The following is a 22,695-nucleotide window of genomic DNA, read 5'->3' as shown; positions in this document are numbered from 1 at the left end:
AGAACCAAAATCCGGAAAAATAATTCCCGGATTCCTTATACGTTTGTGTATCCCGGGGCATAGTATACACTAAATGCCTCAGGATACACGAATAAATCTGTTCTGAACCTGTTTCGAAAGCAACTTAAATATAGATTTCACCTTTCAGGTATGTAACAGCTTTACCCGACATTAATACTCTGTCGCCTCTTTGCTCACACCAAAGCTCACCCCCGCGGGCGGATAACTGAAAAGCATGAAGTTCATGCTTTCCCAGGCGTTCTGCCCAGTATGGGATCAGATTACAATGTGCTGAACCTGTAACCGGATCTTCATCTATACCCGCCGCCGGAGCAAAAAATCTGGATACAAAATCACAATGATCGCCAGGAGCAGTTGCAATAAATCCTAATGATTCAATTGCTTTCAGAGCCTTAAAATCAGGCTTAAGGGCAAGCACATCCGCTTCCTTTTCATAAACCAGAAAGTAATCCCTGGAACGAAGTACAACTTGCGGCCTGGGGCCTCCCATAGCTTCGATCAAACCCAATGGTAATTCGCAGGGTTCCGGTATTCTTGAAGGAAAATCAAGCGTGTAAACATCCTCCTTACGATGCACCGTCAGTGTTCCGACCTTCAGGGTATGAAAGTGGATCGTATCCCCTTCATGATTGAGTATATTAAATAATACATGAGCGGTGGCCAATGTTGCATGTCCGCAAAGATCCACCTCAGTTTCAGGGGTGAACCACCTCAATTCAAAATCTTTCCCCTGAGGGATAAAAAAAGCAGTTTCTGCCAGATTGTTCTCTGCAGCAATTTTTTGCATAGCAGGGGCAGGGAGCCATTCTTTTAAGGGACAAATTGCTGCCGGATTTCCTCCAAAAAGTGTATCAGTGAAGGCATCTACCTGGTAAATTGAAATGGTTTGCATATTTCGTTTTTCTCTTAGATCAATAATAGGTTAATCTTATTACACCAGCCAGCGATTTTGCCAAACGCACAACCTGACGAGTATATCCGTACTCATTATCATACCACACATAAATCACTGCTGACCGGCCATCTTTTGAAAGTATTGTAGCTGGTCCGTCAACAATGGATGCATGACTATTCCCTATCACATCACTTGAAACAAGCTCATTGGAGATAGAGTATTCAATCTGTTCAACTAAATTGCCAAACAAAGATGCATTTTTCAATTTTCCCTCAATATCTGCTTTGCTTATCTGGCTATTTAATGTCAGGTTCAATATGGCCAGAGAAACATCGGGGGTAGGAACCCTTACCGCATTACCTGTTAACTTACCCTCAAGTGCCGGAAATACTTTTGATACGGCTTTGTCAGCACCGGTTTCTGTAATAACCATGTTTAATGCAGCTGAACGCCCTCGACGATATTTCTTATGATAGTTATCCAGCAAATTCTGATCATTTGTATAGCTGTGAACCGTTTCTATATGTCCCTTTTCAATCCCGAAAGTATCCTCAATAATCTTTAAGACAGGAACAATAGCATTGGTTGTACACGAAGCCGCTGAGAATATTGTCTCTGATGAGCTGAAATCGGCATGATTGATTCCAAAAACTATATTGGGAATATCACCCTTTCCCGGTGCTGTAAGAAGAACCCTTTCAATCCCCTTTGCCAGAAGATGCTTACCCAGGCCTTCACGATCGCGATAAACCCCGGTATTGTCAATCAACAAAGCATTATTGATCCCGTATGCTTCATAATCTGCATCGGCAGGATCTTTAGCAGCAATCATATAAATTACCTGACCATTAATAATCAGAGCCTTATTTTCAAAATCTTCAGTAATGGTACCCAAAAACGACCCATGAACTGAATCATTCCTAAGCAGATCAGCACGTTTGATCAGGTCTTCATCACTGTTGGTACGGGTAACAATTGCCCTGAGACGTAATTGTTCTCCCTTTCCTGCCTGCATAACCAACTCTCTGGCCGCTATACGACCGATACGTCCAAAGCCATAGAGCACCACATCCCTGGCCTGCATCTTAATTTTATCCTTTCCGATATGATGGCTCAGCTTTTGAATAACAAAATCTTCAATACTGGTAAATTTCCCACTGGTATCGATCCATTCAGAAGCAAGGCGACCAATATCAATTCGTGAAGGAGCCAGATTTGATTTAGCTATTGCCTGGGCGATTGCAAGGGAGTCATAGATTGAGATATTCTTATTTACAATATCTTTTGCATACTGATGATGTGCAAGCACTTCACTGCTTCCTATATCAAAAAGCGGCTTTCTAAACAATAAAAGTTCAATTGAACGGTCAAACCATAATTTTCCGACAACATTGATAAGTTCAATCGCTTTTTTCTCCTTATCTATCCAGTTGTTAAATTCGTTTTCGTATTTATTCAACATGATACCTGAGTTGATTTGCCCCAAAATAAAAAAAGATCGGGCATTTGCCCAATCTTTTCAAATTCAATTATTTAAAAACACTATCCGAGATAAGATTTAAGAATTTTACTTCTCGAGGTATGTCTTAATCTTTGTAAGGCTTTATCCTTAATCTGCCTGACACGTTCACGTGTCAGATTAAATTTCTCTCCAATTTCCTCAAGCGATAAAGGATGATTTGTGCTTAATCCGAAGAACAGTACGATGATCTCTCTTTCTCTTTCAGTTAATGTTGACAATGAACGTTTAATCTCTTCAGACAAAGACTCATTGATCAGATTACTGTCTGTATTAGGATCACTATTCTCTAAAACGTCAAGCAATGTATTTTCTTCACCCTGCACGAACGGAGCATCCATTGATACATGGCGGCCAGAATTACTCAGGGTATCAGAAATTTTTTCTACAGTAGTTTCAAGATTGTCTGCAAGCTCTTCAGGAGATGGCTCACGCTCATATTCCTGCTCAAGTTTTGAAAATGCCTTGCTGATTTTACTTAATGACCCTACCTGATTCAATGGCAAACGGACAATTCGCGACTGCTCTGCGATAGCCTGAAGAATAGACTGACGAATCCACCATACGGCATAAGAAATGAACTTAAATCCTTTGGTCTCGTCAAAACGCTTTGCCGCTTTAATCAAACCAAGATTACCTTCATTGATCAAATCTCCTAATGTAAGCCCCTGATTCTGATACTGTTTAGCAACAGAAACAACGAAACGCAAGTTAGTTTTTGTCAAACGCTCGAGCGCTGCCTGATCGCCCTCTCTGATTTTTTGTGCAAGAATTACTTCTTCTTCGGCAGTTATAAGATCTACTTTACCAATTTCATGTAAATACTTGTCGAGCGACTGCGATTCACGATTGGTAATGGATTGGGTTATCTTGAGTTGTCTCATTTATGAATAAATACTCTATATAAAAGTCTGCAAATTTAAACAAAAAACTACCATCAAAGCGATTATTTGCCTAAAATTTAACTGATTTTTAAGGATTTAGCAAGTAAAAGTTAATGATTATATACCTACAAAAATCATTCCACAGATAGTCTTTCAGAAACATTATTTACATTATACTGATAAACAGGTAGCTGAATGATTTGCAAATAATGGTTTATCAGGTCAGATTCCTGTCTTTAAACCAAACGTCATCAGGGTTAGAATCAAAGTTTTCCATTAATCCGAACAAGGTTCGCGGGTCGTGATGAGAAAGTACGAGTTCGCGATTAAAAGGTTTGAGAAATTTTTTCTCCACCATGAGGTCGATCTGACCCAGTAAAGGATTATAAAATCCATCTACATTCAGCAGTCCGATCGGATTATTATGCAATCCGAGTTGCAGCCAGGTAAGAACCTCAAAGAATTCTTCCATAGTGCCAAATCCTCCCGGAAGCGTAATCACTCCATCAGAAAGATCGGCCATTTTCTGCTTCCGCTGATGCATATTTTCAGTGATGATCAACTCTGTAAGTCCGCTATGTCCAACCTCTTTATCCATCAAAAACTGAGGAATAATACCTATTGCATTGCCACCTCTTTCAAGCACTGCATCGGCAATTAATCCCATAACACCTACCCTGCCCCCGCCAAATACCAGGGTAATTTCCTTTTCACACATGACATCCGCAAGCTCATGAATAGCTTTAAGCAGTTTGGGGTCGCCATTAAAGTTTGCACCACAGAAAACTGAAATTGCTTTCATTAATTAGTTTTTAGTATTGAGTAATGAGTACAAAGCAATTAGCACTAAAACTAAACACCCATACCTGAAATTTATTACGTAGAACTTATAACGTAAAACCAACTACCGAAACATATAACTTAAAACGTATAACGTAAAACTTACAACGTACAACGTAAGCCCCCCCTCTCCTACCTGCTATAATTCGGAGCCTCTTTAGTGATAGTAATATCATGCGGATGACTTTCGCGCATACCGGCTGCCGTAATTTTCACAAAACGTGCATTCTGAAGATCATTAATGGTTGCAGCACCGCAATACCCCATACTGGCCCTTAATCCGCCAATAAGCTGATACATTACTTCTGCAAGCGAACCCTTGAATGGCACGCGTCCAACAATTCCTTCAGGAACCAATTTTTTGATATCATCTTCCACATCCTGGAAATAGCGGTCTTTAGAGCCCTGCTCCATCGCTTCGATAGAACCCATGCCACGATATGATTTAAACTTTCTTCCTTCGTAAATAATGGTTTCGCCCGGAGATTCTTCAACTCCGGCAAACAATGAGCCCGCCATAATTGTTCCTGCACCGGCTGCTATTGCCTTTGCAATATCGCCGGTTTGCTTGATTCCTCCGTCAGCGATTACCGGAACTCCGCGACCTTTCAGAGCTTTTGCACATTCATAAACAGCGTATAGCTGAGGAACTCCAACACCTGCAATGATACGGGTAGTACAAATTGAGCCCGGTCCTATCCCCACTTTAACAGCATCCGCTCCGGCATCAGCCAATGCAATTGCAGCTTCTCCGGTAGCAATATTTCCAACAACAACCTGAAGATCAGGATATTTGGCTTTTACCTCTTTTAATTTCTGAATAACCCCGCGAGAATGACCATGTGCTGTATCAATCGTGATCACATCCACTCCGGCCTTTACCAATGCATCCACACGGTCAAGGGTATCCGGAGTAACTCCAACTGCTGCACCAACCCTTAAACGTCCGTGCTCATCCTTACAGGCATTCGGATAGTTTTTGAACTTCTGAATATCCTTAAAAGTAATCAATCCGCATAAACGTCCATCCTTATCCACAACAGGAAGCTTTTCGATTTTATAATCCTGCAGAATCTCCTCAGCCTGCTTCAGATTTGTACCTTCTGGTGCAGTAATCAAATCCTTAGCGGTCATCACATCACGAACCGGACGCTTCATATCTTTCTGAAAACGAAGATCCCTGTTGGTAATGATACCAACCAGTTTTCTGTCGGCATCAACAACCGGAATACCCCCGATCTTATAATCTTTCATGATCAAAAAGGCATCTGCTACCACTGCTCCTTCATCCAGTGTAACCGGATCCTGAATAATTCCACTTTCTGAGCGCTTCACCTTACGAACCTCTTCAGCCTGTAAAGCAATGCTCATGTTCTTATGCAGCATTCCGATACCGCCTGCCTGAGCAATCGCAATAGCTAAACCGGATTCGGTAACCGTATCCATAGCTGCTGAAACAATTGGAACATTAAGCTTGATTTTACGTGTAAAATATGTAGAGGTATCTACATCACGTGGTAAAACTTCTGAATAAGCCGGGATTAAAAGGACATCGTCGTAGGTAAGACCTTCTGAAACGAATTTTTCTGGATCGAGTTGCATGGCAAATAATTGTGGGTGATTACTTGCGGGGCAAAGATAAGAAATTAATTCAAATGGAGAATGAAAAATTAAGAATGAATGGAATTATCAGCTCAGGAACCATTCCTGAGCCGGTAATTATTTCTTTCCTACAATCACTCTCTGAAAATCAGAGAAGTCAAGGTATTGATTAGCAAGCTGAAGTAAATGCTCAGGGCTTATACTCTTCACTGTTTCTATGTAGCGGCTGTAATAATCATAACCCAAACCTGAAAAATAAATATTCCTGAACTTATCTGCATGCGATAATGCATTTTCCAAACTCCCCAGCATTGAACCCAGCATATAATTCTTTACCAATGATAGCTCTTCTTCTGAAGCCGGCTCTTCCTTCAGTATTTTGATCTCCTTCTCAATTTCAGACATAGCAGCTGAACAAACGTCTGCTCCAACCTCAGAAGCGATAAAGAAGTATCCCGTGCTTTTCAAAGACACCAAAGCTGATCCTATGCCATAAGTATAACCCTTATCTTCACGGATATTGGCCATTAACCGGGAACCAAAATATCCGCCCAGAATGGTATTTAAAACCTGCAGTCCCGGAAAATCAGGATGGCTGCGGTTAATTGCAATTTGTCCTATACGAATTGCAGACTGCAATGCATCTGCCTTCTCTATATAATGCTCAGCCCCGGCCGAAGCACTAAACTGAAACTTATTCTGATCTGCATCCAGAATGTTACTCCAGTCGCTGCCAAAATACTTATCAATTAAAGTGAATATATCATCATTCACCTTACCGGATATCATTACCGTACAATTCTTTGGCTGATAGGCTTGCCTGAAATAGCTGACAAGCTGCTCCCGGTCGAGTTTATCATAATCTGCTGCAGCAATATCATAGCCGTACAAAGTATCTCCAAAAAGAACATTGCTGAAGGTTTTACGGCTGACAAAATCATTCTTTTCAAGGTTCACACTCAGCTTTTGCTTTTGGTTCCGGATCAGTGTATCAAGCTCTACCTGCGGGAAAACTGAGTCTGAAACAATTGCCTTTACGATGGGTAATGTATTTGCCAGATGCTTGTTCAGTGTGTATAAAGTAACCGTCGACTGATCATTGGAATACTCTGTCTGAAGAAAAGCACCATAATAATCAACCTTATCAGCGATTTCAGTTGAGCTCAATTCTGAAGTGCCATCATTAAGCATGGTATTGGCAGCAAAAGTCTGCAATGGTTTGGCCGAATCGTAAGCAATATTTTCAAAAATAAACTCAATACGAACCAGATCCTGTTCACCACCACTAACACTGAATATCTTCAGTCCATTGGAAAGAACCTGCTCCTCTGCCCTGATCAGTTCTATATTTTCAACCTGCCTGAATGCAGGTGCCTGTACTCTGTTGATCATATTAATTCGCTAAATAGTATAAAGTAGATGAATTTTCTTTACGGAAAATATGCCTGGCCTGGGCCTGAATCTGTTCTGCCGTAACATCCAGATATTTCTGCGTTTCAGAATTCAGCAATTCTGCATCGCCCAGCAATTCAAAATAAGCCAGGTTCATGGCTTTATCCAGCAAACTCATTTCTGAAAATACCATGGTTGATTCCATCTTGTTCTTCACCTTGGTCAGCTCTGCTTGCGGAACAAGTTCATTGCCGATGCGCTCCAGCTCCTCCCAAATGGCAGCTTCTGCCTGCTCCATAGAAACACCCGGAATCGGTTTCCCCTCAATCACAAAGAGTCCGGCATCCATACTTCCAGTGAGATATGCATTAATATCGCTAAATAACTTTTTGTCTTTCAACAGATTGCGAAACAATCTTGAAGAATTCCCTCTTGAAAGGATATCCGAAATCAGATCAGCAGCATAATAACCCGACTCAGTGCGTGAGGGCATATGAAACACCTTGTATAAAGCATTCAAAGGCACATTGGCTCTGACAGTTTCTTTTCGTTCCTCATTCTGATCATCTTCCATTGGAAGCATACGTGACAGTTTCCCGCCTGAAGGTATATTTCCAAACCATTTCTCAGCAAGCTTCTTCACTTCATCTGTCCTGACATCACCACCAACAACCATAATAGCATTGCATGGATTATAATGACGGGCAAAAAATGCTTTTACATCCTCTATTTTAGCATTTTCAATATGATCAAGTGATTTGCCGATAGTTGCCCACTGATAAGGATGCTGTTTATAAGCCATCGGTCTCAGTTTCAGCCATACATCGCCATAAGGCTGGTTCAGGTATCTCTGTTTAAACTCCTCGCAAACTACATTACGCTGCACTTCCAGACTCTTTTCAGAGAATGCAAGACTCAGCATACGGTCGCTCTCCAGCCAGAAAGCTGTTTCGAGATTTACTGCCGGAAGCGTAATATAATAATTGGTAATATCATTACTGGTAAAGGCATTATTCTCGCCCCCAACACGCTGTAAAGGCTCATCGTAAGAAGGAATATTCACAGATCCTCCGAACATCAGATGCTCAAAAAGATGTGCGAAACCTGTCTGATCAGGATGCTCATCGCGTGCACCAACATCATAGAGTATATTAACCACAGCCATAGGTGTGGTTGGGTCTTCGTGGACAAGAACTTTAAGGCCGTTTGCAAGCGTAAAGCGTTCGAAAGAAACCATAGATCAGATTAAATTTGAAGAAGCGAATTTATAGAAATTATTATGAGTAAATGAGCAAATCAGAGAATGTGCTGAAGGAATGACATTCAGATTAAAGTGAGTTGAGCTCATTTAATGGATAGCCGGACATTCAGCTGATTTCAGGCTTTTAATTTGAAAATCTGCTGTTCTGCTTGTGTTGAATGGCAATCACGCTTTCCGCTCATACACCACAGGCATTAGGCTTCAGGCCGGTATCCGCTGCTATCGTGTTTAAAAACCCGGGGCAGTACCCGCAAAGCCCCAAAATCATTTCGCTGCCATCCAAAAGCTAAATTACGGCAGAATCATTTGCAGATTGTCAAATTCTCTGCTTTACATGGTAGTAATTACCTAAATTCCCATTTCTAAACTATCTTTGGGCATGAATACAGCAGACCTGCTTTTACGCGCGCTTCAATTCGAATTTCTTTCTGCCGAAGAGGGATTATTTCTGTTCAAACATGCAGCTACCTCCGAGCTGATGTACACCGCCAACGAATTACGTAAAAAGCAGGTTCCTCATGGCAAAGTAACCTGGATCATCGACCGCAATGTGAATACAACCAATGTTTGTATTGCCAATTGTAAATTCTGTAATTTTTTCAGAAGACCGGGACATGAAGAAAGCTATATCACCGATATTGAAACTTATAAAGTAAAGATCGAAGAAACCTTCCGTTTCGGAGGTGAACAGCTGCTTTTACAGGGAGGGCATCATCCAGATCTGGGGCTGCAATATTATGTTGACCTGTTCAAACAGCTCAAAGAGTTATACCCTACTCTGAAATTACATTCGCTTGGTCCGCCTGAAATTGCTCATATCGCCAAACTCGAAAGCATCAGTCATACCGAAGTGCTAAAAGCTTTGATGGCTGCCGGACTGGATTCCCTGCCCGGAGCCGGAGCTGAAATACTGAACGACCGGGTGCGCCGACTGATCTCAAAAGGCAAATGTGGTGGACAGGAATGGCTCGATGTGATGCGTGCAGCACATCAGCTCGGTCTGACCACTTCTGCAACCATGATGTTCGGACACGTAGAAACGCTGGAAGAACGTTTTGAGCATCTGGTATGGCTGCGCGAAGTACAGTCTGAGAAGCCCAAAGATGCCAAAGGTTTTATTGCCTTTATTCCATGGCCTTTTCAGGATGACGGCACCCTCTTAAAAAGAGTTCGTGGTATCAGTAATCAGGTTACTGCTGATGAATATATCCGTACCATTGCCTTAAGCCGCATCATGCTGCCCAATATCAAAAACATTCAGGCAAGCTGGTTAACGGTAGGCAAGCAGGTGGCACAGATTTGCCTTCATGCCGGAGCCAATGATTTCGGTTCGATCATGATTGAAGAAAATGTGGTATCAGCAGCCGGAGCACCGCATCGCTTTACCTCACAGGGTATTCAGGATTCAATCAGGGAGGCAGGCTTTGAACCACAGCTCAGAACCCAGCAGTATGAGTTCAGGGATCTGCCTGAAATGACTGAACAACAGGTCATTAATTACTAAGACTCAAAAAAACATACCGTACACTCATTTACCGGGGTATTTTTATACATTGCTGATAGTTTAGTCTTATCACAATTCTAATATACCTATGTCAATTAATGCCCTAATAGTTGATGATGAAGAATATTCCTGCAAGTCTTTATATTTTTTAATCAATGGATATTGTCCTGAGGTTACAATCAAAGGAATAGTACATTCAGTTGCAGATGCAAGAAAAAAGATAAAATCAGATAAAATTGAATTGGTCTTCCTTGACATTGCGATGCCCGTAGAAGACGGATTCAGTTTACTCCCGGATCTGAAGGAAAGTGCAGTTTCGGTAATTTTCACAACTGCCTATGACAGATACGCATTAAGAGCACTTAAGGCAAGTGCAGTTGATTATTTATTAAAGCCCATTGATATTGAAGATTTAAAATGCGCTATAGCAAAAGCCCTGCATTGGAAAAAACTTGGAGAATCTGACAAAATTAAGTCGGGCATAAATTCTGAAAGATTAAACAGTTTAGAAGAAAACCTAAATGACATCAATAAAATCAGTAAGATTAATTTACCCAATTCAAATGGATTTCAAATACTCGATATCAATAATATCATTTATGTTGTTGCAGACAGTAATTATTCGGTGTTTCATTTAAACAACCAAAAAAGAATTGTTGTTTCAAAACATCTTAAAGAATATGAAGAAATTCTTGAAAATTCAGGTTTCTGCCGGATTCATAAATCTACTATTATCAATTTAAACTATCTGACTGATTATTCAAACAAAAGCGGATTGATCGTCAGATTATCAGACAATTCTGAGCATGCTGTATCCAGAAGAAGAGCTTCCGACTTTTTAGAAACTATCAGACTTAATTTCAGAAGATAAGTTCAATCAGCAAATTCCAATACCGTTAACTCAGAAATAACTACCACTTAATCATTAAAGAAAAATTGATCCCAGATCGATTTTAAATTTAAACTGTAAACTGTATTAGCTATCTAATTTCTTAAGAAAAGATTACCTTATCTGATAAATTTTTAGTTAGAGATTACAAAATTGGCGGCTGAAACGATTGGGGCGTTTCTCCGCCTTTTTTTTGTTAATTTAATTGACCAATGTACAAATCGAAACCACTGATTCATGTTTTATGGTTAACAGTTTGAAAACCAAACCAATAATTCTCTTTCTTGTAGCAATTAGCTTATTCTTAGCTTTTGTATGCTTATATAATCGGAAAAATTCAAATTACTCTGAACTGGTTACGGGTCTGTTCAACAGAATATCAACAAATAAAATTCCAGGAGATACCAGCCGGGTAAATCTGTTAAATAAAAAAGCATTTGATTTAAGATTAACCGATCCGGGGAAAACTATTTTAATTGCAGATAGCGCATTACATATTGCAGAAAAAATGAATTATCCGGCAGGTATTGGTGAGGCTTTCAGGGTAAAAGGGGTTGGATATTCTTACTTAAACAATACAGAATTTGCAATAAAAAATTACATAGAGGCATTAAATTATTTCAGGAAAATAGGTGCCCCCAAAAGACAGGCAAGAGTCTACAATAACATAGGAAATCTTTATAAACAAAATGATTACAAGAAGTCATTAGGATACTTCAAGAATGCGTTAAAATTGATAGAACATCTAGTTGATGAAGAATTGAAAGCTGGAATATTTTTCAACATAGCTTCTATTTATCAATCAAACTTACAATATACAAAAGCTATCTACTATTATAATCGAAGCAATAGAATTTTTCTTCTAAGAAATGACTCCAGTAATATCGCAATGAATCTGCTTAATACAGGAATAATCCACTTTAATCTAGGGCAATATAGCATCTCTAATTTTAAATTATTAAAAGCTATTGACATCTCTAAAAGAAAAAAATTTTATTCAATACTTCCTGCTTGCTATAACACTCTCGCAAGTATTAACATTGATAAAAACGAATTTAATCTAGCTAAAAAACATATAACTAATGGCTTTTTATTTGCAAAAAAGCTCCAAGATAAAAATGCAGAAAAGGATTTACTATTAACTGCATACGAATTAGAATATAAAAGGAAAAATTACTTTGAAGCTCTAAAACATTTAAAGCAACTATATAAGTATGATAGTCTTGCCCTATCAAAGCAACAATCGGATAATATCGGAAAGACTTCCACCTACTATGTACAGCTTCATAAGCTTCAGGAGAAAGAGTTAATCATTGCAAAACAGAGATACAAAGAAACTATATACTGGTGGATATTAACGATTATCATTGCTCTTGTCTTGCTTGCTATTATTACCGGATTCATTATTATACATCATTTAAAAAAGAAAAGGGAAAAAGAAGAGTTAGAGATCAATAGCAGAATCAATATTTTGGAACAAAAGGCACTTCAGGCCTTTATGAACCCTCACTTTATATACAATATCTTAACTACTATTCAATACTTTATAGGCAAACAGGATAACCATTCAGCAAATAATACGCTCAGTAAGTTTGCAAAACTTATGCGCAAGCATCTTGAAATTTGCATGAATAATACAATATCACTTCTCGAAGAAATTCAGTATTTAGATCTCTATCTTTCTTTGGAAAAAATCAGGTTTTCTAAAAAGATGGAATATTTTATCAATATTACTCCCGAAACTGAAGAAGAAGAAATATTTATTCCATCAATGCTGATTCAGCCATTTATTGAAAATGCCATTTGGCATGGTCTTATGCCAAAAGAAAATGGCGGTTTTATAAAGGTGGATTTTAATTATATCGATAATTTACTTACAATAAGCATCATTGATAATGGGATTGGCATTTTAAATTCATTAAATTCTAAAAATTCCGGTCATATTAGCAGAGGACTGGAATTAATTCATGAAAGAGTAAATCTTCTGAACAAACTTAATGAAAAGCAAATCACCATATCGCATACACAAATGGGTGATTCAGGAACCAAAGTATTAATCACTATTGAATTGTAAATAATAATTGGGAAGCAAATATAAATATGCTTCCCAATCCAAACTAAACTAATCCCACAGCACGAACATTATACTATAAACGGATCCACAATAGCAAGTATCTGTGCTTTTGTTAAAGGTTCATCAAAGGCCTCAGTTGCTGCACTCATAGAAATTGTTTGTCCGTTTATGCCGGTAATTTTAATCCCAGCCTGGGTTTCAAGTTCCTCCCCATCATAAGAAGCCTGTACAGCAGCACCGATTCCGGTATCTTTTCCGGTAATCCATGGCTTGACATTTGCTCCGCGCGCCTTGCGCATCTGCCTGATATGTGCGGCATGCCTGGCTTCCACCGAGTGAATGTTCAATGCGGCAGTCAGCACTCCCCCGCTGCCAATCAATGCCGGGGCCTGTCCTTTATAAGCCCTAACCCCGGTATCTTCAAAAGTCTGCGCTACGGCAAGAAAGGTATCGTAATCAGAAAATACATTCGCAAATGGGCCTGTATTGGAGCCATTTCCTGCTGAAAAATCAAATACCGGTTTATTCACAGGGGTTTTACCCATCGACATCAGAGCGGTCTTCAAAAAGGCTACGTGCTGATTTTCATGATCGCGGATGGCGGTAATAGCTCCCAGTGCGGCTCCGGAAGGAATAAGGCCGGCAGCGGCAACACCCTTAGTATAAAATTCAGCCTCCAGATACTCCAATGTCAAAGCAAACTGCAAGACTCCTTCCACATCGGCTGCAGAATTTTGAGCATAAGCTTTTTTAAATATGGAACCGAGAGCAAAAGGAAGTGATGCAAGTGCAACTTTCTTACTAAAGCCGTAGAAATCGCTCATAGCTTTTCTTCTCGGACTGATGCGCTCATATACTTCAGCATCTGTTTTTTCAATTTCTTCTAATATGTTCAGTAAATTCATGGCTGTTTAAATTAAGATTTAGGTAAATCGTTTGCGTTAATTTTTGTTTTAATGAATGGAGCTGCAATGCTGAGCACTTCCATTGGCAGACGGGATTTGTCAAGTCCGTTATTGTCAATTACCTCAGAATCAGCAAAACTGCCATTACTGATCAGGTCCCGGATCAGTGCCGCATGACGTGCTTCAACAGAAACTATCTTCCCGGCAAGGGTCAGATAAGCAGAATCTTTAATCAGTACCCCGGCACCATTATAGGCAGATACTCCAAGATCCTCGAAAGCTTTGGCCGTAGCCAAAACACTGTCGCGGCTGCTGAAATTGATCATCGAAAAATCAACTTCAAGTCCGGGAATTGCATTTGAACCTAAGGCATTTTTGAAAAATTCGCGGTGTGCAATCTCATGGTCCCTGATGTCTGCAAGAAGCAATCTTTCAGCTTCGGTAATACCTGCGTAAAATGCGGCTGCTACTTTGGTATAAAATGCAGCTTCCAGCTGTTCGAGTGCATAAGCATAGTTCAGAATACCTATATCACCGCTTCCCAGATTAACTCCCGCAGGGTTGCTAATCATTGCTTCATCTTTTTTGCATCCGGCAGCAAAAAGTGCTAAGCCTGCAGCACCAGCACCCGCAAATTGCAGGAATGAGCGACGATCCAGTTTACTTTGCTGCTCATCTTGTTTTCTTAAGTTTTTCATATCTGTTCTGATTTTTTGTTCATTGATTTGCTATACCTACGACATCAGTTCCAAGGCAGATTTATTTTTTATACATTTTTCAGATATTGGAAAAGGTCTGAATATTTATTAAAGATTTTTTTTGTTTAAAATGCATTGTCTGTATGTTTGTTCATGAGTTTTGAAAAGCCTGAAAATTTAATTGAAGCATTGATTTTTGCATCAGATAAGAGTATTTCTATTGATGAAATACAGCAGGTTTTGGCTGAATTGAATGAGGATTATTATTCTTCAGAAAAGGTTGCAGAGTTTATAGAACAAATCCGTCTGAAATATCTGGAACTTAACCTTGCCATTGAACTGCTGAATTTAAACGGCGGCTTTCAGTTTCTGACCAGAAAGGAATACTATCCGGTAATCAATCAGCTGCAGATTCAACGATCGAGGAAAAAACTAAGTCAGGCAGCACTCGAAACCCTTTCGATCATTGCTTATAAGCAGCCGATCACTAAGCTGGAAATTGAGCAGATCAGAGGTGTGAACTGTGATTATACTGTTCAAAAATTACTCGAAAAAGAGCTGATTAGCATCAGTGGTAAATCAGACACGGTTGGGAAACCACTCCTTTATGCTACCAGCAGTATTTTCATGGACTATTTTGGCATAAACTCAACGGAAGACCTCCCCCAGCTCAATGAGTTGACAACTGAAAACAATAATATAGGAGAACAAACAGAATAGTAATATTTGTCTGAAGAAAATTAAAAAAAGAAGGGTTGATAATTCAAAATCTTGTTAATTTTACTTTAGAATAACATTATAACAAAGAACGTGTAATTTGCTACAGATGAAGTCGCCAAAAAAAGTAACTAAAAGCGAGGGGTCAAACAAGAAATCTGCTGCAGCCCCGGTAAAGAAGCAGAATAAAACCACCGATCCAAAAGAGTCAAATCGCCTGATTATGGATGATGAAGATGATTTTGATATCCCCCTGGATGATGATATGCCAGGGTTCGATGATTTTGATGATGATGACGATGATTTCTAAGTAAATATTGCCATAAGACACAGGCATTCAGTTCGCTCTGGATGCTTTTTTTATTTAAAGCCATAGCTGATGATTTTAGAAGAAGTAAAAAGTGGAAAAACAGCCCGCGAATTTCTGGACGTTGCACGAGAACTGTACAAAGATGATCCATTCTGGGTTTGTCCGCTTGACCAGGACATAGAAGCTGTTTTCGATCCAAAAAAAAATGTCTTCCACAGCCATGGTACCTGCACACGCTGGGTTCTGAAATCAGATGATGGGAAATTAATCGGCAGAATTGCAGCATTCATCAATGAGGAAAAGGCCTATCAAAATGAACAAGCTACCGGAGGAATAGGATTCTTTGAGTGTATCAATGACTCTGAAGCAGCAAAACTTCTTTTCAATACTGCCAGTAACTGGCTTCAGGAAAGAGGAATGAAGGCAATGGACGGCCCCATTAATTTCGGAGAAAATGACAGTTTCTGGGGTTTACTAATTGAAGGCTTTACTACCCCCTCCTACGGAATGAATTATCATCATCCATATTATAAAAAGATGTTTGATGATTATGGCTTCGTCACTCTTTATGAACAGATTACTAATCATCTTGCAGTAAAAAAGCCATTCCCCGAACGATTCACCAAGATTGCACAATGGGTAGCCGCTAAGCCTGGTTATGAATTCAAACATCTTGAAACAGGAAAACTCGAAAAATATGCCATAGATTTTGCTGAAATCTATAATGATGCCTGGGAAAATTTTAAAAACTTTGTGCCCTTGGATACAAAGGGAATTCTGGAAAGCTTCAATAAAATGAAAATCGTTATGGATGAGAAGCTGATCTGGTTTGCGTATATTAATGGAGAACCTGCTTCTGTAGTTGTTATCATTCCGGATGCTAATCAGATGATTAAAGATTTTAACGGGAAACTGGGAATCATCGAAAAACTAAAATTTCTCTATAACAGATGGAAAGGTGTTAGCAGAATGCGTGCAGTTGTTATGGGGACAAAGAAAGCCTATCAAAAACACGGTCTGGAATCTGCTTTGTTCATTAAATTAAAAGAATATGTCCTACCAAAAAACCAGTATGAAGAACTTGAATTATCATGGGTTGGCGACTTCAATGATAAAATGCTGGCTATCCACGAAGCAACGGGAGCGACTTTCGGGAAAAAACATGCCACGATGAGAAAAGTATTTTAATACACGAAGGCACTGAAAAAGTACTTATAAATAAAAGGGCCTGTACCATAAAGTGTGTACAGGCCCTTTTACTTGCTATATTTGAGAGCTTAAAAAATTTCTGTGTAAAACAAGTATTCTCAGAGCGTTTATTTGACTATTATACCACGCTTAATTTTCATATTTTTTCTGAGTAGACTTTTTTCAGTGCCCTTATTCACATCAGGGTCTTTTTATTATTTCTTGTAATTCCAGAGTTCTTCGTACAACTCAATGATCTTCTTTTGCAAATCAATCACCTCCTTCTCCCTTTCCTGCAATCTTTGATTAAGATCATCAATTTCTGAGGCATATACTGGCATTCCCTCAGATTCATTAAAGGTTAGCAATTGTACAACATTCATATCAAACAGCTTAGCTATCTGTTCCAGCCTGGAAACATTCACGTCTGTAATTCCTGTTTCTATTTTAGAAAATGCAGGAATTGAAATTTCTAATTGCCTGGCAACATCTTCCTGACTCCAACTCTTCTGATGCCTTAATAAGCGAATCTTTTTACCTAATGTTTTCATTTTATATTTTATTCAAGTAGATGTATGCTGGTTTGTATGTGTTCCCGGTTACCAAAGAGCAATTCCGGCAAAATTCACAATGAAAAGCAATTTTAACCTTCTGTTCAAAGGCTCAAAAATTTATTTATCCTCAACAGAATAAACATTTCACAATCACACTCCTCTTCCTACTTTAACGAAAAAAAGATAAAAAAGTTCCACTTTAGACTAATATTTTTCACATTTCATTAAACAATTCAATCTCAGATAAATATATTCCCTAATTGCAGAAATAATTAGTCTATCGTTTATGAATAATTTAAAACTAAGAATTGGGTAAAAATGAAAGTCCTGTTGTGAAAAGAAACATGAAAAGCTGATTTTAAGTCTTAAAACAGAAATCAACAGTACAAAGACAAAAATTATGCATTCTATTTACCCGAAAAATGGAATTTAGCCGCAACCCAGTCATTAAGCACCTTATGACTATGGTACTTAAACCCAACAGCTTCACATTTCTCTTTGATTATTGACAAATCAGGCTCCTGATAAAAACCACTCAAAAAAAGATCAGAATCAATTGCGGATACTTCAGCATAACGATCCAGCTGATCGAGCAGAATATTCCGATTAATATTGGCCAAAATGATATCAAATTTTTGTGACGGAATAACTTCTTTGGAGCCACATAAAGGAATAATATTACCTATTCCGTTAAGTTCAGAATTTTCAATTGTGCTTTCGTAACAGATATCATCATAATCAATTGCAATTATATCTTTGGCTCCCAGTTTTGAAGCCAGAATAGCCAAAATACCTGTACCACATCCCATATCAAGAACACTTTTCCCCGCAAAATCCTCTTCCAGCATAAACTCCATCATTAATGCCGTAGTTTGATGATGCCCTGTCCCAAATGCCATCTTCGGATCAATAACAATTTCAAACTCAAATTCGGGATGAGCCTCATGAAAGGTTGCTCTGATGTAACAACGATTTGCGACCTGAAGTGGCTCAAAATTACTTTCCCATACCTCATTCCAGTTCTGATGCGGAATACTGTTTACCGTATAGGAAAAAGAAAACATCCCTGAAAAAGAGTCCTTTAATTCATTAACCTTTCCCTCATCAAGATCTGCAGATGGAATATATGCCTTAAAACCCTGATCGGCATCCTCGAAGGTATCAAAACCAATTCCTGACAAGGCATCAATTAAAAGATCCTTATGAAACTCTTCAGAAGAGGAAAGATTAAAAAAAAGCTCGCTGTAAACCATTTAGTTAAAGGCTTTTATAATATCTACAAAATCACGCGCCTTAAGTGAAGCTCCTCCGATCAATCCACCATCTATATCAGGCTGCGAAAAAAGTTCAGAGGCATTCTTAGGGTTACAGCTTCCTCCATAAAGAATACTGATCGAGTCTGCAAGATTCTGATCATACTTATCTGCGATCTGTTTACGAATAAATCCATGAATCTCTTGCGCCTGCTCAGGACTGGCAGTAAGACCTGTGCCAATTGCCCAAACCGGTTCATATGCAAGCACTAATTTACTAAAGTCGGCAGATGGCAAATGAAAAGCAGCAGAAGATATCTGCTCTCTGATAATATCAAAGTATATACCTGAATTTCTTTGCTCCAGAGTCTCGCCCACACAAAATATCGGAGTAAGGCCATTTTTCAATGCAGCATCCAATTTCTTAGCCAGCAGAGCATCGGTTTCATTAAAATACTGTCTGCGCTCAGAATGTCCAATGATCACATATTTTACACCACATGATACCAACATAGAAGCTGAAATCTCGCCGGTAAATGCACCTGCATCTGCCTGATGACAGTTTTGTGCACCCAGAGAAAGTTTAATCCCCGGCTTAATAGCATCTGTAAAGGCGCTGATGTGTATAAAAGGCGGACAAACAACTGCCTCCTGATTGCCGTTTACTTCCTCAGTAATTAATGTATTGATTTCATTGAAAATCTGAATACCTGTATTTAAATCCAGATTCATTTTCCAATTTCCTGCAACTATATTTTTTCTCATATTTCTAATCCCTATTATATTTAAAACCTTCTGTGTTTCTCTGTAAGTTCAAAAACCCTGCTAAGTATCTTCTGTTCAGTTTCGTTGAAATCAGAATTCCTTCGAACATAGACACGCTTTGCTGTATCAAAAACCTTGTTAAGCGGATATACTTCAAAACCATGATTCCCACCCCATGAAAAATCAGGGACAAAATTCCTGGGAAATCCTGATCCGAAAATATTGGCACTTACTCCAACCACTGTCCCTGTATTAAACATGGTATTAATTGCACATTTTGCATGATCAGCCATAATCAGTCCGCAGAATTGCAGTCCCGTTTTACGAAAACTCTGCTTTTCGTAATCCCAAAGTCTGACCTCTGCATAATTATTCTTCATATTGGAATTATTACTGTCGGCTCCAATATTGCACCATTCACCTAGCACTGAATTTCCAAGATACCCTTCATGACCTTTTGATGAATTGGCAAACACAACTGAATTATTTATCTCCCCACCGATTTTAGTATGTGGACCGATAGAGGTCATTCCATAGATTTTTGCTCCCATTTTCAATACAGCATCATCTCCCATGGCAAATGAGCCCCTGATATGACAACCTTCCATGATCAGGGCCCTCTTACCTATATATATTGGCCCGGTCTTCGTATTAAATGAAGAACATTCAACATCAGCCCCCTCTTCAATAAATATATTGTCGCCAATTATCGTGTTTGTGCTGCTGATTTTGGCAGAAGTACGACCTTTGGTCAATAAGTCAAAATCCTTTCGGAGCTCTGAGTCGTTAAACGAAAATATGTTTTCAGGATATGCAATTCTGGTGAATGCACCATCATACTGTACAGATTCATAAATACCTGTATTTCTAAAATCAAACTCTTTTGCCGCACTTTCATTTAGCCTGACAGCAATCAGTAAATCACCGGAACACAGCGATTGACCCTCCTGAAGTAAATCAATTGCATATAGCAGAGAATCATCCGGGCAAATGGCAGAGTTTATAAAAAGATTGTAGGCGCTGATTTTGAGCGGATACTTTTCGCTGAGATAATTTTCTGTAAGGTAAGAAATCCCGGCATTAAGGTATTTCTGCCACTTTTCTGCAATTGTAAGTATACCAACCCTGAATTCAGAAATGGGTCTGGTAAATGCCAGAGGCAATAAATTACTCCTGAACTGATCGTCGAAAAGAATAACACTCATTGAGCAAAAATAAAAAAAGTCCCGACCTTATGAGCCGGGACCTTAATTTATTATTAAACTAAAAAAAATTATTTTTTCTCGTAACGTGAACGGAATTTATCGATACGTCCAGCAGTATCAACCAATTTCATCTTACCGGTGTAAAACGGGTGAGAGGTGTGTGATATCTCTAATTTTACAAGTGGATATTCGTTACCATCTTCCCATTTAATGCTTTCTTTTGTATCAATGCATGATTTTGTTAAGAAAGAATACTCGTTAGACATGTCTTTAAACACAACTAATCTATAATTTTTGGGATGCAATTCAGCTTTCATCTTCAATACTTTTTAAGAGGTGCAAATATAGTATATATTCTTATTTATTAAAAGTAATTTCAAAATTTATCTGAGCAGACTAAAAAATTACTCTTGAAAGAGAGGAATATGAGCTGAAATTAAGACTTTATCTCCTGACAAAGCTCTATCAAAACCCCATTTGCAGATTTCGGATGCACAAAGCAAACCAACTTATTATCAGCGCCCCTTTTGGGTGTTTCGTTCAATAGATTAAAGCCTTCGTTTTTGAGACGCTCCATCTCTGCAACAATATTATCCACAGCAAATGCAATGTGATGAATCCCTTCCCCACGCTTCTCTATAAATGAAGCAATCGCACTTTTATCAGAACTTGCCTCAAGCAGTTCAATCTTGGTCTCGCCGACTTTAAAAAATTCAGTAATTACCTGTTCTGATTCCACGACTTCCTTTTTATAGCTTTTACAACCCAGAAGACGCTCGTACAATGAACCTGCATCCTTTAAATTTCTGACAGCGATTCCAATGTGTTCAACTTTATCCATCGACTTATTTTATGGCATAAAAATGACCATTTTATCTATACCTGCATAGACAAAATTGATAATTAAGCCAAAAATTATTTTGTATCTTTGCAAGAGATTTAGAAAGATTATAAATAACAGTAAAATGAATTTGCCAATATACTTAGATAATAACGCAACTACTCCGATGGATCCCCGGGTACTCGAGGCGATGCTCCCATATTTCAATGCTAAATTTGGAAATGCTGCGAGCAGAAACCATGCTTTTGGATGGGCTGCAGAAGAAGGTGTTGACTATGCCCGTGAGCAGGTGGCAAAGCTTATAGGGGCAAATGAAAAAGAAATTATTTTCACTTCGGGTGCAACTGAATCAGACAACCTTGCAATTAAAGGTGTGTTTGAAATGTACAAGGACAAGGGAAATCATATCATTACCTGTGTTACTGAACACAAGGCGGTTTTAGATGCATGCAAACATGTTGAGAAACTGGGTGCTGAAGTAACTTATCTGCCTGTTAAATCTGATGGTTTAATAGACCTGACGGCTCTGGAAGCTGCTTTCACTGAGAAAACTATACTTGTTTCAATCATGTATGGAAACAATGAGATTGGTGTAATTCAGCCGATAAAAGAAATTGCTGCTATGACACATAAACACGGAGCACTTTTCATGACTGATGCAACTCAGGCAGTAGGGAAAATACCTGTAGATGTTAATGCAGACGGAATTGACCTGATGGCATTTTCTGCACATAAAATGTATGGCCCTAAGGGAGTGGGTGCACTTTATGTTCGCCGTAAAAATCCAAGAGTTAAGGTAACTGCTCAGATGGATGGTGGTGGCCACGAAAGAGGTATGCGTTCAGGAACATTAAATGTTCCCGGAATCGTGGGATTAGGAAAAGCCTGTGAATTATGCCGTTTGGAAATGGATTCAGAGGCAAAGCGTCTCTCAGCTTTACGCGATAAACTTCAAACTTCCCTGACCGTTCTTGAGGAAAGTTATGTTAACGGAAATACTGAGCATCGCTTACCACATGTAGCAAACATCTCTTTCAAATATGTAGAAGGGGAAGGCTTAATGATGGCAATGAAAGATCTTGCAGTTTCTTCCGGATCAGCGTGTACTTCAGCTTCATTGGAACCTTCTTATGTATTAAAGAGCCTGGGCTTATCTGATGATCTGGCTCATTCTTCAATCCGTTTCGGTTTAGGCCGTTTCACTACAGAAGAAGAAGTTGATTTCGCAATCGAACAAACCAAAAAAGCTGTAAACCACCTCCGCGACCTTTCTCCGCTATGGGAAATGTTCAAGGAAGGAATTGATCTGGATAAGATTGAATGGGCAGAACATTAATGAGCTGTACGTTATAATTGACACCTTAATTAACAACAGTCA

At 39.0% G+C, this 22,695-nt stretch carries 22 protein-coding genes; 7 read left to right on the top strand and 15 right to left on the bottom strand.

Annotation, left to right across the window (positions count from 1 at the left end):
- Nucleotides 1-124 precede the first annotated feature (124 nt).
- From P2W72_RS08635 to P2W72_RS08605, 7 genes are all read right to left on the bottom strand, one after another.
- Nucleotides 125-913 carry a PhzF family phenazine biosynthesis protein gene (locus tag P2W72_RS08635; RefSeq protein ID WP_276360928.1) on the bottom strand — a complete coding sequence of 263 codons (789 nt, stop codon included), beginning with the start codon at nt 911-913 and terminating at the stop codon, nt 125-127.
- A gap of 19 nt (nt 914-932) precedes the next feature.
- Nucleotides 933-2,378: a glyceraldehyde-3-phosphate dehydrogenase gene (locus P2W72_RS08630; protein WP_276360926.1), complete on the bottom strand. Its 1,446-nt coding sequence runs from the start codon at nt 2,376-2,378 to the stop codon at nt 933-935.
- Nucleotides 2,379-2,458: 80 nt separating this feature from the next.
- Nucleotides 2,459-3,319, bottom strand: a complete 861-nt coding sequence (locus P2W72_RS08625) for an RNA polymerase sigma factor RpoD/SigA (protein ID WP_276360924.1) — start codon at nt 3,317-3,319, stop codon at nt 2,459-2,461.
- A gap of 217 nt (nt 3,320-3,536) precedes the next feature.
- Entirely contained in the window at nt 3,537-4,121 is a 585-nt protein-coding gene (locus P2W72_RS08620) for a TIGR00730 family Rossman fold protein (protein WP_276360921.1), read from the bottom strand.
- A 170-nt stretch (nt 4,122-4,291) separates the two neighbouring features.
- Complete coding sequence (gene guaB, locus P2W72_RS08615; protein ID WP_276360918.1) at nt 4,292-5,761, bottom strand: IMP dehydrogenase; 1,470 nt, start codon at nt 5,759-5,761, stop codon at nt 4,292-4,294.
- Nucleotides 5,762-5,878: 117 nt separating this feature from the next.
- On the bottom strand, nt 5,879-7,153 hold the full coding sequence (locus P2W72_RS08610; protein ID WP_276360915.1) for a pitrilysin family protein: 1,275 nt from the start codon (nt 7,151-7,153) through the stop codon (nt 5,879-5,881).
- 1 nt (nt 7,154) lies between these two features.
- Nucleotides 7,155-8,390 carry a pitrilysin family protein gene (locus P2W72_RS08605; protein WP_276360913.1) on the bottom strand — a complete coding sequence of 412 codons (1,236 nt, stop codon included), beginning with the start codon at nt 8,388-8,390 and terminating at the stop codon, nt 7,155-7,157.
- Between the two features lie 403 nt (nt 8,391-8,793).
- On the opposite strand from P2W72_RS08605, the gene mqnC reads away from it, so the two are divergent.
- The 3 genes from mqnC (at nt 8,794) to P2W72_RS08590 (ending at nt 12,881) form a co-directional block, all read left to right on the top strand.
- Nucleotides 8,794-9,918 (top strand): cyclic dehypoxanthinyl futalosine synthase, encoded by a 1,125-nt coding sequence (gene mqnC / locus P2W72_RS08600; protein WP_276360910.1) that lies wholly within the window; start codon nt 8,794-8,796, stop codon nt 9,916-9,918.
- An 88-nt stretch (nt 9,919-10,006) separates the two neighbouring features.
- Nucleotides 10,007-10,789, top strand: a complete 783-nt coding sequence (locus P2W72_RS08595; protein ID WP_276360907.1) for a LytTR family DNA-binding domain-containing protein — start codon at nt 10,007-10,009, stop codon at nt 10,787-10,789.
- 274 nt (nt 10,790-11,063) lie between these two features.
- Nucleotides 11,064-12,881, top strand: a complete 1,818-nt coding sequence (locus P2W72_RS08590) for a histidine kinase (protein ID WP_276360904.1) — start codon at nt 11,064-11,066, stop codon at nt 12,879-12,881.
- Nucleotides 12,882-12,949: 68 nt separating this feature from the next.
- On the opposite strand, the gene P2W72_RS08585 is transcribed toward P2W72_RS08590, so the two are convergent.
- Both P2W72_RS08585 and P2W72_RS08580 read right to left on the bottom strand, forming a co-directional pair.
- Nucleotides 12,950-13,786 carry a ferritin-like domain-containing protein gene (locus P2W72_RS08585; protein ID WP_276360902.1) on the bottom strand — a complete coding sequence of 279 codons (837 nt, stop codon included), beginning with the start codon at nt 13,784-13,786 and terminating at the stop codon, nt 12,950-12,952.
- An 11-nt stretch (nt 13,787-13,797) separates the two neighbouring features.
- Nucleotides 13,798-14,484, bottom strand: a complete 687-nt coding sequence (locus tag P2W72_RS08580) for a ferritin-like domain-containing protein (RefSeq protein ID WP_276360899.1) — start codon at nt 14,482-14,484, stop codon at nt 13,798-13,800.
- Nucleotides 14,485-14,637: 153 nt separating this feature from the next.
- On the opposite strand from P2W72_RS08580, the gene scpB reads away from it, so the two are divergent.
- The 3 genes from scpB (at nt 14,638) to P2W72_RS08565 (ending at nt 16,699) form a co-directional block, all read left to right on the top strand.
- Nucleotides 14,638-15,204: an SMC-Scp complex subunit ScpB gene (gene scpB / locus P2W72_RS08575; RefSeq protein ID WP_276360896.1), complete on the top strand. Its 567-nt coding sequence runs from the start codon at nt 14,638-14,640 to the stop codon at nt 15,202-15,204.
- 106 nt (nt 15,205-15,310) lie between these two features.
- Complete coding sequence (locus P2W72_RS08570) at nt 15,311-15,511, top strand: hypothetical protein (RefSeq protein ID WP_276360893.1); 201 nt, start codon at nt 15,311-15,313, stop codon at nt 15,509-15,511.
- A 69-nt stretch (nt 15,512-15,580) separates the two neighbouring features.
- Nucleotides 15,581-16,699, top strand: a complete 1,119-nt coding sequence (locus P2W72_RS08565) for a GNAT family N-acetyltransferase (protein WP_276360891.1) — start codon at nt 15,581-15,583, stop codon at nt 16,697-16,699.
- Nucleotides 16,700-16,914: 215 nt separating this feature from the next.
- On the opposite strand, the gene P2W72_RS08560 is transcribed toward P2W72_RS08565, so the two are convergent.
- From P2W72_RS08560 to mce, 6 genes are all read right to left on the bottom strand, one after another.
- Entirely contained in the window at nt 16,915-17,250 is a 336-nt protein-coding gene (locus P2W72_RS08560) for a helix-turn-helix transcriptional regulator (protein WP_276360888.1), read from the bottom strand.
- Between the two features lie 410 nt (nt 17,251-17,660).
- Nucleotides 17,661-18,506, bottom strand: coding sequence for a 50S ribosomal protein L11 methyltransferase (gene prmA / locus P2W72_RS08555; protein WP_276360884.1), 846 nt, complete (start codon nt 18,504-18,506; stop codon nt 17,661-17,663).
- Entirely contained in the window at nt 18,507-19,271 is a 765-nt protein-coding gene (tpiA, locus tag P2W72_RS08550; RefSeq protein ID WP_276360882.1) for a triose-phosphate isomerase, read from the bottom strand.
- A gap of 20 nt (nt 19,272-19,291) precedes the next feature.
- The gene (locus tag P2W72_RS08545) at nt 19,292-20,476 is read right to left on the bottom strand and encodes a GlmU family protein (protein WP_276360878.1); all 1,185 of its coding nucleotides are present in this window, start codon (nt 20,474-20,476) and stop codon (nt 19,292-19,294) included.
- A gap of 68 nt (nt 20,477-20,544) precedes the next feature.
- Complete coding sequence (locus tag P2W72_RS08540) at nt 20,545-20,793, bottom strand: type B 50S ribosomal protein L31 (protein WP_079701873.1); 249 nt, start codon at nt 20,791-20,793, stop codon at nt 20,545-20,547.
- 119 nt (nt 20,794-20,912) lie between these two features.
- The gene (mce, locus tag P2W72_RS08535) at nt 20,913-21,317 is read right to left on the bottom strand and encodes a methylmalonyl-CoA epimerase (protein ID WP_276360875.1); all 405 of its coding nucleotides are present in this window, start codon (nt 21,315-21,317) and stop codon (nt 20,913-20,915) included.
- Nucleotides 21,318-21,441: 124 nt separating this feature from the next.
- Here mce and P2W72_RS08530 point away from each other — a divergent pair, with 124 nt between their 5' ends.
- Nucleotides 21,442-22,653: an IscS subfamily cysteine desulfurase gene (locus tag P2W72_RS08530; protein ID WP_276360872.1), complete on the top strand. Its 1,212-nt coding sequence runs from the start codon at nt 21,442-21,444 to the stop codon at nt 22,651-22,653.
- Nucleotides 22,654-22,695 lie beyond the last annotated feature (42 nt).

This window comes from Daejeonella sp. H1SJ63, from assembly GCF_029360775.1.
Classification (GTDB): domain Bacteria; phylum Bacteroidota; class Bacteroidia; order Sphingobacteriales; family Sphingobacteriaceae; genus Daejeonella.
Note: the sequence above shows the minus strand (reverse complement) of the source record. Positions and strands in the feature narration are given on the sequence as shown.